At 64.7% G+C, this 12,879-nt stretch carries 10 protein-coding genes; 1 reads left to right on the top strand and 9 read right to left on the bottom strand.

Translation table 11 applies throughout. From position 1 onward, the window contains the following. Positions 1-21 precede the first annotated feature (21 nt). From ACVWYQ_RS04120 to ACVWYQ_RS04095, 6 genes are all read right to left on the bottom strand, one after another. Positions 22-2,295, bottom strand: a complete 2,274-nt coding sequence (locus ACVWYQ_RS04120) for a tetratricopeptide repeat protein (RefSeq protein ID WP_404541198.1) — start codon at positions 2,293-2,295, stop codon at positions 22-24. A gap of 114 nt (positions 2,296-2,409) precedes the next feature. Beyond that, a complete protein-coding gene (locus tag ACVWYQ_RS04115) occupies positions 2,410-4,641 on the bottom strand; it encodes an O-linked N-acetylglucosamine transferase, SPINDLY family protein (protein ID WP_456725456.1) in 2,232 nt (743 codons plus the stop codon). 93 nt (positions 4,642-4,734) lie between these two features. Further along, positions 4,735-5,472, bottom strand: coding sequence for an amino acid ABC transporter ATP-binding protein (locus ACVWYQ_RS04110; RefSeq protein WP_456725455.1), 738 nt, complete (start codon positions 5,470-5,472; stop codon positions 4,735-4,737). A gap of 11 nt (positions 5,473-5,483) precedes the next feature. After that, complete coding sequence (locus ACVWYQ_RS04105; protein ID WP_456725454.1) at positions 5,484-7,004, bottom strand: amino acid ABC transporter permease; 1,521 nt, start codon at positions 7,002-7,004, stop codon at positions 5,484-5,486. Further along, positions 7,001-8,206 carry an amino acid ABC transporter permease gene (locus ACVWYQ_RS04100; protein ID WP_036027974.1) on the bottom strand — a complete coding sequence of 402 codons (1,206 nt, stop codon included), beginning with the start codon at positions 8,204-8,206 and terminating at the stop codon, positions 7,001-7,003. The genes ACVWYQ_RS04105 and ACVWYQ_RS04100 overlap by 4 nt, the downstream gene beginning before the upstream one ends. A 25-nt stretch (positions 8,207-8,231) precedes the next feature. Next, positions 8,232-9,248, bottom strand: a complete 1,017-nt coding sequence (locus ACVWYQ_RS04095; protein ID WP_057029155.1) for an amino acid ABC transporter substrate-binding protein — start codon at positions 9,246-9,248, stop codon at positions 8,232-8,234. Positions 9,249-9,645: 397 nt separating this feature from the next. On the opposite strand from ACVWYQ_RS04095, the gene metC reads away from it, so the two are divergent. Continuing rightward, the gene (gene metC / locus ACVWYQ_RS04090; protein ID WP_404651811.1) at positions 9,646-10,830 is read left to right on the top strand and encodes a cystathionine beta-lyase; all 1,185 of its coding nucleotides are present in this window, start codon (positions 9,646-9,648) and stop codon (positions 10,828-10,830) included. 65 nt (positions 10,831-10,895) lie between these two features. Here the strand turns inward: metC and ACVWYQ_RS04085 are convergent, their stop codons facing one another. The 3 genes from ACVWYQ_RS04085 to ACVWYQ_RS04075 all read right to left on the bottom strand — a co-directional run bounded on the left by ACVWYQ_RS04085 (position 10,896) and on the right by ACVWYQ_RS04075 (position 12,878). After that, positions 10,896-11,234: a lipid-A-disaccharide synthase N-terminal domain-containing protein gene (locus ACVWYQ_RS04085; RefSeq protein WP_025036223.1), complete on the bottom strand. Its 339-nt coding sequence runs from the start codon at positions 11,232-11,234 to the stop codon at positions 10,896-10,898. After that, positions 11,231-11,968, bottom strand: coding sequence for a glycosyltransferase family 2 protein (locus ACVWYQ_RS04080; RefSeq protein ID WP_275502044.1), 738 nt, complete (start codon positions 11,966-11,968; stop codon positions 11,231-11,233). Before ACVWYQ_RS04080 ends, ACVWYQ_RS04085 begins: the two co-directional genes overlap by 4 nt. Before the next feature lie 64 nt (positions 11,969-12,032). After that, positions 12,033-12,878, bottom strand: a complete 846-nt coding sequence (locus tag ACVWYQ_RS04075; RefSeq protein WP_456725453.1) for a phosphatase PAP2 family protein — start codon at positions 12,876-12,878, stop codon at positions 12,033-12,035. Position 12,879 lies beyond the last annotated feature (1 nt).

Raw genomic sequence — 12,879 nt, 5'->3', positions numbered from 1 at the left:
GGGTCGCCTGCAGGACGCGGCTCAGGAGCCGCCAGGTGCGTCCGCCCCGCTGACCGCAGCGTCGCCGTGCTCGGCGGCAGCGGCACAATAGTCGCGCCAGAACTTTCGGTAGCCCGCCTCGAGCTCACGCGTGTAGATCTCGACATTGCCGGCGGGCGAGGCTGCGATCTGGGCCGGTAAGCCCGCGCGCAACTTCGCCAGATATTCGGGCTGCGAGGCAAACTTGCGGGCGATCTCGACATAGCCGTCGTCGTCCTCCGCGACCCAGTCGCCGAGGCCGACGGCCGCCACGATGGAGGCGCCGGCACGCGAGGAGGCTCCAATGCCGAGCTTGGCCACGACCGGAACGCCCTTGTAGAGGGATTCCCAGGTGCTGATGCCGCCGTTCTGCGGGAACGTGTCGAGGGAAATATCGATCTTGTCGAAGGCCATCAGATGGTCGTCACGCGAGGTGGTGCCGAGGCAAGTGATGTCCTCCTCCGCAATACCCTGTGCGATGAAGCGTGCGATCAGGCTATCGCGCAGCAGGGCGTCGTCGAGCAGACCATGCTTGAGGATGATCTTCGATCCCGGCACTTCCCGCATGATGCGCGACCACACGCGGATCGCATCATCCGAGATCTTGTAGATGCGGTTGAACACACCAAAGGTGACGTAGCCGTTGCGGAGCATTGGCAGCTCGGAGGGCTTTAGATTGGTGACCGGCTCCATCGTGATCAGGCACGGCAGATCGTGGATCTTCTCGGGAAACAGGTGCCGGGCCGATGGCGGAATGAAAATGGGATCGGCGAGCACGTAATCCATGGTCGGCATGCCCGTGCCCGTCGCGTGTCCGAAGCCGGTGGCCTGGATCGGAGCCGGCTTCCGCGCGAAGCATTGCAGCCTGTTGCCGGTCGTGTGGCCGGAAACGTCGATCAGAATGTCGACATTGTCGGCCTGAATGCGATCGGCGAGCTCGTCGTCGGAAAGGTCCCAGGCGTCGACCCAGACGTCCGCCAGCGCCTTGAACTTGGCGGTGTACTCATCCGCGCCCGGCCAGGAGTAATAGCAGATGATCTTGAACTTGGCGTGATCATGATGGCGCAGCACCGGCAGCAAGGTGAGCCCCGCCGAGTGTTGCCGGAACTCGGCCGCGACATAGCCGACCACAATCCGCTTGTCCGGGTCGAGCGCCCGCTTCGGCAGCGTCCGCCGCGGCTGCTTGGAGCCGATCCGGTCCCACCACTCGCGTCTTACCGCCTGCTGGAGGGCGAAATCGGCCTCGGCACGATAGTCCTGCAGGAAGATCTTGCCCCTGATTGCATCCCCATAGTCCGGCCTGATCGCCAGCGCGCGATCGAGATATTCGATCGCAGAGTCCATGTCGCCCTGGTTCGAATAGGCAAAGCCCATCAGCGCCAGCCCCATCTCGGAGCGCGGATTCTGCTCGATCAACGCCGTTGCCGCCGCCGTCGCCTGTGCGGTCTTTCCCATCACGAGGCAGACCTGCGCCTTGCCCCGGAGCGCAAGCTCGAGCTTGGGCGAGACCGCGAGCGCCGCATCGAAGTCCGCAAGCGCGGGCTCCAGGCGCTGCAGCTCGTAACTGAGCCGCCCGCGCTGGGCCAGGATCCTCGGCGAGCCCGGCTTGATCGCGAGCGCCATCGCAAACTTGGCCGCCGCCTCCTCGTGGTGCCGGAGCTCCATGGCGACCATGCCGAGGCCGACGATCGCCTCGGCGTGGCGCGGCTGAAACAGCAAGGCGCGATCGAAGCTCTCCTTGGCCTTCGTGACCTGTCCCAGCAAGATCTCGATCATGCCGCGATTGCAGTACGCGTCGGCGTAATCCGGTTTGATCTTGATGGCGCGTTCGTGCATCTCGAGCGCCTGCACGTACTGCCCCAGATGCATCAGCGTGTTGCCGAGATTGGTCAGCCCGACCGCGAAATTCGGCTTCAGCGCGATCGCCCTCTCCTGGCAGCGCCGTGCTTCTTCGAGATTGCCGAGATCGAAATGCACGGTCGCGAGGTTGTTGTGGGCATCGTGCAGGCGCGGATCGAGCGCAATCACGCGCTCGAGCAGCTCCCTCGCCTCTTCCAGGCGCCGGCCGTCATGGGCGCACATGCCGAGCAGGTGCATGGCATCGACATGATCCGGAAGCGCTTTCAGGATCTCGCGGCACAGCGCCTCGGTCTCGGCATATCGGCCCTGGCCATAGGCGTCCGCCGCAGCGGCAATGACGGCGTCGGCCTGCTTCATCAACTTCTTCTGCAATCGCGCATTCTGGAACGCGCGCGCGCCGCCGACGCTCTTCTGCAAGGTGTATCTCCGGAGGATGCCCTCAGCAGAGTCTAACTGATTCGCGAGCTTGGCCCGCCGGTCACCGGAGTCCTATCGCCTCCGGGATTTCCCGGGGCCCGGCGCAAGATCCTCCTACGCCACCTCCGAAGCGGCGGCACAATGATCGCGCCAGAACCGGCGATAAGCCGCTTCGACCTCGCGCGTGTAAAACTCGACGTCGCCGGCCGGCGAGGCTGCGATCCGAGCCGGCAGATCCGCCCGCAGCTTTGCCAGGTAGGCCGGCTGCGCCGCATAGTTGCACGCGATCGCGGCATAGCCCGCGTCATCCTCGGCGACCCAGTCCTCCAGGCCGACGGCCGCGACGATGGAGCCGCCGGCGCGCGACGAGGCGCCGCTGCCGAGCTTGGCGACCACGGGAACGCCGGCATAGAGGGACTCCCAGGTGCTGATGCCGCCGTTCTGCGGGAAGGTGTCGAGGGACATGTCGACCATCGCGAAGGCCCGCAGATGCTCGGGGCGCGAGGTCGAGCCCATGCAGATGACGTTCTCTTCGGGGATGCCCTGTGCCGCGAACCGCGCGACCAGTCGATCGCGCAGCAATGGATCGTCAAGCAGCCCGTTCTTGACGACGATCTTCGATCCCCTCACCGCATGCATGACGTTCGACCACACCCGGATGGCCTCGTCCGAAATCTTGAAGATGCGGTTGAACACCCCGAAAGTGACGTAGCCGTTGCGGAGCATGGGTGGCTCTGAAGGCGGAATGTCCAGAATCGGATCGATCGTGATCAGGCACGGCAGGTCATGGACCTTCTCGGCCAGGAGATGACGCGCCGATTGCGGAATGAAGATCGGGTCCGCGAGCACGTAGTCCATGGTTTGAAGGCCTGTCCCCGTGGCGTGCCCGAAGCCTGTGACCTGGATCGGCGCCGGCTTGCGGGCAAAGACATGAAGCCTGCTGCCGGTCGTGTGCCCGGAGACATCGATCAGAATATCAATGCCATCGGCCTGGATGCGGTCGGCCAGCTCGTCATCGGACAATTGTGCGGCATCGACGAAGACATCCGCGAGAGGCTTGAATCTCTCCGTCACCTCGTCCTGCACCGGCCAGCAGGAATAGCAGACGATCTTGAACTGGGCGTGATCATGATGACGCAGCACCGGCAACAGAGAGTATGCCGCCGAGTGGTTCCTGAATTCGGACGCGACGTATCCGATCACGATCCGCCGGTCCGGATCGAGCGGCCGCGGTGCCAGCGCCCTTTGCGGCAACTTCGCGCCGATCGAGTCCCACCAGTATTTCCGCGCGGCCTGCTGCGCGGCGAAATCGGCCGCCGGCAGGTAGTCCAGCACGAAAATCTTGTATCCGATCGCCTCCGGAAAGTCGGGCGCGATCTCGAGCGCCGCGTCGAGGTGCGCGAGCGCGGTCGCGATGTCTCCCTGGTTCACGTGACAAGCTGCCAGCAGCGCCAGCCCCATTTCGGATCGCGGATTGACCTTGAGCAGCGTCTTGACGCCTGCCATCGCCCGCGCCGTGTTTCCCGCGAGAATGGCGATCTGCGCCCGCCAGCACAGCGCGAGCTCGAGCCGTGGCGATTGCGCCAGCGCCGTGTCGAGGTCCGCGGCCGCCTGCTCCAGCCGAGCTAAACTCATATTGAGCCGTCCACGCTGCAGCAGAATCCGCGGTGAAGCCGGCTTGATCGCGAGCGCGGCGTCGAAGGCGGCGCCCGCTTCCGCGAAGTGCCGGAGCTCGAGGCTGACCATCCCCCTGCCCGCGATCGCCTCGGCGTGCGATGGCTGAAATGTCAGGGCACGGTCGAAGCTCGCCTTGGCGCGCTCGAACTGGCCCGTCATCAATTCCGCCATGCCACGGTTGCAAAACGCATCGGCATAATCCGGCCTCAGCCTGATCGCCCGCTCGTGCAGCCCGATCGCCTCGTTGCCGAGGCCGATGTGCAGCAGCGTATTGCCGAGATTGGTCAGGGTGATCGGACAGTTCGGCTTGAGCGCGATGGCCTTCTCCTGGCAGGCGCGGGCGCCAGCGAATTTCTCCAGCGCGAAATAGACCGCCCCGAGATTGCCGTGCGCATCGGGCGAACGCGGATCGAGCGCAATCGCACGCTCGAGCAGGAATTCCGCCTCCTCGAGCCGCCCGCCGTCGAACGCGCGCAGGCCGAGCAGGTGCGTGGCATGGAAATGATCCGGCACCTCCTTCAAGATCTCGCGGCAGAGCATCTCGGCCTCATCGGGCCTGCCCTGCCCGAGTGCCTCGATCGCGAAGGCCATGACGGCGTCCGCCTGCTTCATCAGCTTCTTTTCCAGTCGCGCATTCTGGTATGCGCGCACGCCGGCACTGCTCTGCAAGGTCTCTCTCCGGAGGATGGTCCGAAGAGAGGCAAGCCGATTCGGATGGTGCCAGGCTTGCGGTCAGACCGGCGAGGCCACAGTTTGCCGGGCTCAGCGCAGAATCTGGCTCAGGAACAGCTTGGTGCGGGCGTGCTGCGGGGCGGCGAAGAACTCGTTCGGGGTGTTGGCCTCGATGATCTGCCCGGCGTCCATGAACACGACGCGGTTGGCGACCTCGCGGGCAAAGCCCATCTCGTGAGTGACGACCAGCATGGTCATGCCTTCCTCGGCGAGGTCGACCATGGTGTCGAGCACCTCCTTGACCATTTCGGGGTCGAGCGCCGAGGTCGGCTCGTCGAACAGCATCACCTTCGGGTTCATGGTCAGGGCTCGCGCGATCGCGACACGCTGCTGCTGGCCGCCGGACATCTGACCCGGAAACTTGTTGGCCTGGTGCGGGATCTTGACCCGCTCCAGGAACTTCATCGCGGTCTCCTCCGCGTCCTTCTTGGGGATGTTGCGGACCCAGATCGGCGCCAGCGTGCAATTGTCGAGCACGGTCAGGTGCGGGAACAGGTTGAAGCTTTGGAACACCATGCCGACTTCACGGCGGACCGCGTCGACGTGCTTGAGGTTCGGCCCGAGCTCGATGCCGTCGACGACGATCTCGCCCTCCTGGAATTCCTCCAGCGCATTGATGCAGCGGATCAGCGTGGACTTTCCCGAGCCCGAGGGGCCGCAGATCACGATGCGCTCGCCCTTCTGCACCGCGAGATCGACGTCACGCAGGACGTGGAATTCGCCGTACCATTTGTTCAGGCCGGAAATCTTGACGATGGGCTCGGACATGGTGGCCTCGATCAGTTGCGGCGGTGGGCGTTGAGGCGGTGCTCGACGAACAAGGAATAGCGCGACATGCCAAAGCAGAACAGGAAGTAGATGATCCCGGCGAAGGCGAAGCCGGTGAACGCCGTCGACGGCGTCGACCATTTCGGATCCGCGAACGAGGCGCGCAGCGAGCCGAGCAGATCGAACAGCGCCACGATCGAGACCAGCGAGGTGTCCTTGAACAGCGAGATGAAGCTGTTGACGAGGTTCGGAATGACGTGCCGCAGCCCCTGCGGCAGCACGATCAGCGAGGTCGTCTTCCACCAGGACAGTCCGAGGGCGGCGGCCGCCTCGCTCTGCCCGCGCGGGATGGCCGCGAGCCCGCCGCGGACGTTCTCGGCCTGATAGGCGCCGGTGAACAGCGCGATGCCGATCAGCGCACGCACCAAGCCGTCGACGGTGAAATTGCCGGGCAGGAACAGGGGCAGCATGTAGGTTGCGAAGAACAGCACGGTGATCAGCGGCACGCCGCGCCAGAACTCGATGAAGGCGATCGAGAAGATTCGGATCAAGGGAATGGTCGAGCGGCGGCCGAGCGCGAGCGCGATGCCGATCGGCAGCGAGGTGACGATGCCGGTGACGGACACCACCAGCGTCACCAGGAGGCCGCCCCACAGATTCGTCGTCACGATCGGCAATCCGCCGTGGTCGAGGTCCATCAGCCTGATGACGATGGCGATGCCAATGAAGGTGGCGACGCTCGATGCAAGAGCCCGCCCGCCGGTGCGAACACCACCGCCGAGAACGAAGGCGATCAGGCAGACGATCGCGCCCGTGACGGCGAAATCCGCCCAGACCGGCTGGCCCGTGCCCTGGATTAAATCGCGCAGCCAGGTGAGCGGAAAGATCAGCCAATGGATCACCGTTCCGAGCAGCACGATGAGGCTCCCGAGCGCCCACAGCAGCGGACCGACCGCGGAGGTCCTGCTCGAGGTGAGCAGCGCCTGTCCGGCACCGACGATGCTCTCGTCGAACAATTGCAGCAGGCCGGCCGTCCAGCTCAGCCCGAAGCCCTTGATGCCGCCGCCGTGCAGCAGGAAGAACGCCACCATCGGAAAGGCGACGAAGAACAGGCCGGCATTCAGGCTCTTCGCCGGCAGCCGCGGAATGAGCAGCGGCAACAGCAGGACCACTGCAAGCAACAGCGTCAGGTTCACCCGCCAACGCTCGGCCTCGGGATAGAAGCCGTAGATCAGTTGCGGGAGCTTCGCCTGGATGTAGGGCCAGCAGGCGCCGACCGCAAAGCCGGCGTTCTCGGCGAGGCACGCGGTGCGGTCCTTACCGCTCCAGACCGCATCGACCATCAGGAACTTGACGGAGGGGACGATGGTGAACCAGAGCAGCAAGGCGCCGACGATCGTCAGCAGGATGTTGGTCGGCGAGTTGAACAGGCGCGTGCGCATCAGGCCGATGAAGCCCGTCGTCTTCACCGGCGCCGGACGCTCGGCGAGCAGATCCTGGCGAACGAAGCTGGATGACATGACATCGCTCATGCGCCGAGGCTCCGGCTGACGCGCCAACCGTAGACGCTCATGATCGCGCTGGTGAGGAGCGAGATCAGGAGATAGACGCCCATCGTCATGGCGATGATCTCGATCGCCTGCCCGGTCTGGCTCAGCGACGTGCCGGCAAACACCGACACCAGGTCAGGATAGCCGATCGCGACCGCCAGCGACGAGTTCTTGGTGAGATTGAGGTACTGGTTGGTCAGCGGCGGCACGATGACGCGCATGGCCTGCGGCACGACGATGAGGCGGAGCGTTGCGCCGCGGCTGAGGCCGAGCGAAGATCCCGCCTCCATCTGCCCCTTGTGAACGGACAGGATGCCAGCGCGCACGATCTCGGCGATGAAGGCGGCGGTATAGGTCGCCAGCGCCACCGTCAGCGCCACGAATTCCGGGATGATGCGTGAGCCGCCGGCGAAGTTGAACCCCCTCAGCTGCGGCAGCTCGAAGGTGAAGGGCAGACCGAACACCAGCATCGTGGCGAGCGGAAGCCCAAACAGCAGGGCCAGCACGGAAGGCCAGATGCGGATCACCTGCCCGCGCTGGAACAGCGCTCGCCTTGCGTAGACGCGCAGCGCCAGTGAGGCGACGATGCCGAGCGCCAGCACCGCCAGGAACGGCGCGAGACCGCTCTGACCGATCGGGCTGGGAATGACGAGGCCCCGATTGCTGATGAAGGCAATGCCGAACAGGGAAATGCTCTGCCGCGGATTGGGCAGGGCCGCGAGCACCGCCAGGTACCAGAACAGGATCTGGAACAGCAGTGGCAGGTTGCGGATGACCTCGACATAGATCTCGCCGACCCGCGACAGCAGCCAATTGGGCGACAGCCGGCACAGCGCGACGATGAAGCCGATCACCGTGGCGAAGACGATGCCCACCACGGAGACCACGAGCGTATTCAACAGCCCGACCACGAACACGCGCAGGAACGTGTCCGAGCCGGTATAGGAGATCAGGGTCTGGTTGACGTCGAAGCCGGCATTGTTCCTGAGGAAGCCGAAGCCGGCGGCGATGTGCTGGTTCTCGAGATTGGCCCGCGCGTTGGAGACGATCTCGTAGCCGATCCAGCCCAGGATCGCCGCGAAGGCAAACTGGACGGCAACGCCGTTCCAGCCTGCCTTGCCGCCCAGAATGCGCCGGATCTTCAGCGCGATCTGGGGCGGCGGTTTTCGAGCCTCGGTGCTCATGCCGCTGCCGGCCGATCAGGGCTGATCAGCGGATCGGCGGCGCGTACTGAAGACCGCCCTTGTTCCAGAGATTGTTGACACCGCGATTGATCCCGAGCGGCGAACCGGCGCCGACGGTGCGATCGAACACCTCACCGTAATTGCCGACGGTCTTGACGATCCGCACCACCCAATCCTTGGTCAGGCCGAGCTGTTCGCCGAAATTGCCGTCGCTGCCGAGCACGCGCTTCAGCTCGGGATTTTCCAGCTTCGCCTTCTCGTCGATGTTCTTCGAGGTCACGCCGAGCTCTTCGGCGGTGAGCATCGCGAACAGCGTCCATTTCACGATGTCGAACCACTGGTCGTCGCCGTGGCGCACCATCGGACCGAGCGGCTCCTTCGAGATGATCTCGGGCAGCACCATATGGTCGTTGGGGCTGGCGAGCTTGAGGCGGTTGGCGTACAGGCCCGACTGGTCGGTGGTGAAGACGTCGCAGCGGCCGGCTTCATAGGCCTTGACGGTCTCGTCGTTGGTGGCGAACGCGATCACCTCGTACTTCATGTTGTTGGCCTTGAAGTAGTCGGCGAGGTTCTGCTCAGTGGTGGTGCCGGTCTGCACGCAGACCGATGCGCTGTTGAGCTCGAGCGCCGAATTCACCTTGAGCGACTTCTTCACCATGAAGCCCTGCCCGTCGTAATAGGTCACGCCGGTGAAATTGGCGCCGAGCGAGGTGTCGCGCGAGATGGTCCAGGTGGTGTTGCGCGAGAGCACGTCGATCTCGCCGGATTGCAGCGCGGTGAAGCGGTCCTTGGCGGACAGCGGCACGAACTTGACCTTGGTCGGATCGTTGAAGATGGCGCCGGCAATGGCGCGGCAGACGTCGACGTCGATGCCGGTCCAGTTGCCCTTATCGTCGGGCGACGAGAAGCCCGGCAGGCCCTGGCTGACGCCGCAGGACACCATGCCCCGATCCTTGACGGTCTTGAGCGTTTGCGCATCGGCGGCTTGGGCGGTGAGGCCGGCGGCGAGAGCAAGGGAGAGAGCCAGGGTTACGCGTTTCATGGGCTTTGGGCCTTTCAAGGTCGTCTCAAGGTCAGGAATGTTGTCTTAGGATCGTCTCTGCCAAGCCAGGTCCTTCAAGAATCCGGCCTTGCAAGAGTCATGCTGGAAAACCTTGCCGAACACTCGCCGATCTCGGGAGGCCATACCTTCATCCCCGCCGCCGGCGCCCGCCATCTCTTGGCTGTGACGCGACGTCCGGTCAGGCAATGGATCGAAGGTCGCGGCAGGCCCCTCAACATGCGGCGACTGAATAGCACCTGCGCATCACAGAACGACTAGCGTTCCGGGTCAAGGGGTTGACGGGACTCTTCTGTGTTCTGTTATTAACGACCGCGGCCTTTCGGTCGGCCCAGGGGCGCGATGCGTCCGGTGGAAACGCGGTTTTGAAAGCAGGCGCATGGATTCTTCGTCCCCCCAAGAGCAGCACGCCGATACCCGGCTGGTCACCTCCGGCCGCGACACCAAGGCGCAGAAGGGGTTCGTCAATCCGCCGGTCTTCCACGGCTCGACCGTGCTCTATCCGACCGCAGAGGACCTGCACGCCCATCGCGGCGAGTTCACCTACGGCCGTCACGGTTCCCCGACCACCAAGGCGTTCCAGGAGACGCTGATGGCGCTGGAGGGTCCGCAATGCGCCGGCGTCGGTATCGTGCCGTCGGGGCTGTCGGCGATCTCCACCACCCTGCTCTCGGTGCTGAAGGCCGGCGACCACATCCTGGTGGTCGACAACATCTATCGGCCCTCGCGCAATTTCTGTAACGGCATGCTCACGCGCTACGGCGTCGAGACCACCTATTTCGATCCGATGATCGGCGCCGGCATCGACAAGCTGTTCAAGCCCAACACCCGGGCCGTTCTGGTGGAGGCGCCGGGCTCGCAATCGTTCGAGATGCCCGACATTCGCGCCATCGCCGAAGTCGCACATGGGCGCGGCGCGCTCGTCATCGACGACAACACCTGGGCGACGCCGCTCTATCACCGCTCGCTCGACCAGGGCGTCGACATCAGCATGCAGGCCGCCACCAAATATATCGGCGGTCATTCCGACATCATGTTCGGCACGATCTCGGCCAACGCCAAGGCCTGGCCGATGATTGCCGAAGGCATCCGCCTGCTTGGCGTCTGCGCCGGTCCCGACGACGTCTTCCTGGCGCTGCGCGGCCTCCGCACGCTATCGGTGCGGCTGGCGCAGCATCATCGCTCCGGGCTCGAGATGGCGCGCTGGCTGGCGGCGAGGCCTGAGGTTGCGCGGGTGCTGCATCCCGGGCTCGAGACCGATCCCGGTCATGCGATCTGGAAGCGCGACTTCACCGGCGCCTCCGGCTTGTTCAGCATCGTGCTGAAGCCGGCGCCGCAGAAGGCGGTCGACACCATGCTCAATACGCTGAAGCTGTTCGGCATGGGCTTTTCCTGGGGCGGGTTCGAGAGCCTTGCAATTCCCTTCGATTGCGATGCCTATCGCACTGCGACCAAATGGGCGCCCGGCGGCCCGACGCTGCGTCTCCACATCGGGCTCGAGAACACCGACGACCTCAAGGCCGATCTCGATCGCGGCTTCGCTGCCCTGAAAGCGGCCATGTGAGCATCAGGATTGGGCATCTCGCCCAGCAACGTGCCAGGCTTCAACAAGCGGAGCCGAACGCTCGGTCAGCGGTCCAGCGTCTTTGAGGCGGTGCCGCGGTTCTTCCAGATCAGCATGATGTTTCTGATATAGATGATGGTCGCGAGCGACTGTCCGAGGATGATGACGGGCTCGCGCTTCACGACGCCATAGACCAGCGTCATCAGCCCGCCGCCCATCGAGCAGAACCAGAACGCCATCGGCACCACGCTGTTGCCGGCGCGCTCGCTCGCGATCCACTGCACCAGGAAGCGCGCCGTGAAGAACAGCTGCGCGACCAGGCCGAATGCCAGCCAGAAGTCGAATTTGGCGACGAAGACGTCATAGAGATAATTGCTCAGCGCCTGACCGTATTGAATGATCATGCGTTCACCTCGGTCACTTCAGGCGTCGCCTTCTTGCGGCGGATCAGCCACCAGACGCCGGCGAGATCCATGATGCCGATCCACAGCCGGTCGAAGAAACCATAGTTGGACACGCCCGAATGGCGCGGCCGGTCGATCACGTCGACATAGGCGATGTCGTAGCCTTCGCGGCGGACCAACGCGGGAAGGAAGCGATGCAGCCCGTCGAAATATGGAAGCATCAGGAAGACGTCGCGGCGGAACGCCTTCAGCCCGCAGCCGGTGTCGCGCGTGCCGTCCTTCAGGATGGCGTTGCGAACGCCGTTGGCGACGCGCGACTGGAATTTCTTGAAGCCGGTGTCCTTGCGCCCGATCCGCTGGCCGGCCGCGAGACCGACGCGCCCTGCCCCCTTCTCGACTGCCGCGATCAGGTCGGGCAGGAAGGCCGGATTGTTCTGGCCGTCGCCATCGAGCGTCGCCACGATCTCCCCGCGCGCCGCGCGCACGCCGCTGCGCACGGCCGCCGACTGGCCGCCCGATCGTGCATGGCGAAGCTGACGCAGATTGCTCCGCTGTTTCATGATGGCGCCAAGCCGCTCGCCGGTGGCGTCGGTCGAGCCGTCGTTGACGTAGATGATCTCATAGGGCCAGCGGCCATCGAGTGCCGCGCCGATCTCCGCGATCAGCGGCGCGATGTTGTCGGCTTCGTTGCGCACGGGAACAACGATGGACACCGAAGGCTGGGACGTCGACAAATCGAGGCTCGTGGTTGGAATTGACCTGCCCAGGGGAACCGGCGGTCCCGGCAGGCAGCCGCTTTTATGGGGCGGATGCCCGGCGAGCAACCCTTTTGAGGCGGTCGGAAAACGTCCCTGAAAGCGGCACGATGGTGCCGTCGGCGCGGATGGCAAATCCGAGCTTTCGGGCCGCGAACCAGTAATGAACGGCCATGGCGCCCACCGTTCCGACCAGAGCGCCTGCGACCACGTCGCTCGGATGATGCGCCAGCAACACCAGGCGCGTCAGCACGATCACGATTGCGTAAGTGAACATGAAGACGCGCAGACGCGGCCACAGTGCCGAGACGGCAAACGCCAGGGCGAACGCGGCCACGGCGTGGCCTGACGGCAGGCTGGCATAAGCCCCCGTCCCCTCGAACGGGACGAAGTTGAACGGATTGGCCTTGCCCCCGACGAACGGACGTCCGCGGCCGATGACATATTTCAGGATTTCGGCGACGAAGGCTGACACGGCAACCGACAGAAACAGGAATTGCAGCCGCGTGCCGAAGCCGAGCAACAGCGCGCGACGCCTCCCGTGCAGCCCTGCCGCAACGAGCGCCAGCACCACCAGCGCAGCACCCAGCACCGAGAGGATATACTCGTCCTTGCCGAAATCGGTGAGGATGCGGATCGGCCACAGGCTCGGCGTGCCGCGCGGCGGCATCAGCAGGATTTCGGTCTGATCGAACGCGATCATCAGCACGATGACGAGCGCTGCACCCGCCGTGGCAATCCATAGCGAATGCCGCGCCAGCTTCCGGGCGGCCTCGGCGCGGCGCGAATGCGAGGGCGACCGCACGAGCTGCGCCAGCGCGCGCCAGGATACCGCTAGCAATTGCGCGGGATAGCCGGCATGCGGCGCAATGTCGGTCGGGGCCCGCACC

The sequence above is a fragment of the Bradyrhizobium sp. USDA 3397 genome (assembly GCF_054060965.1).
Note: the sequence above shows the minus strand (reverse complement) of the source record. Positions and strands in the feature narration are given on the sequence as shown.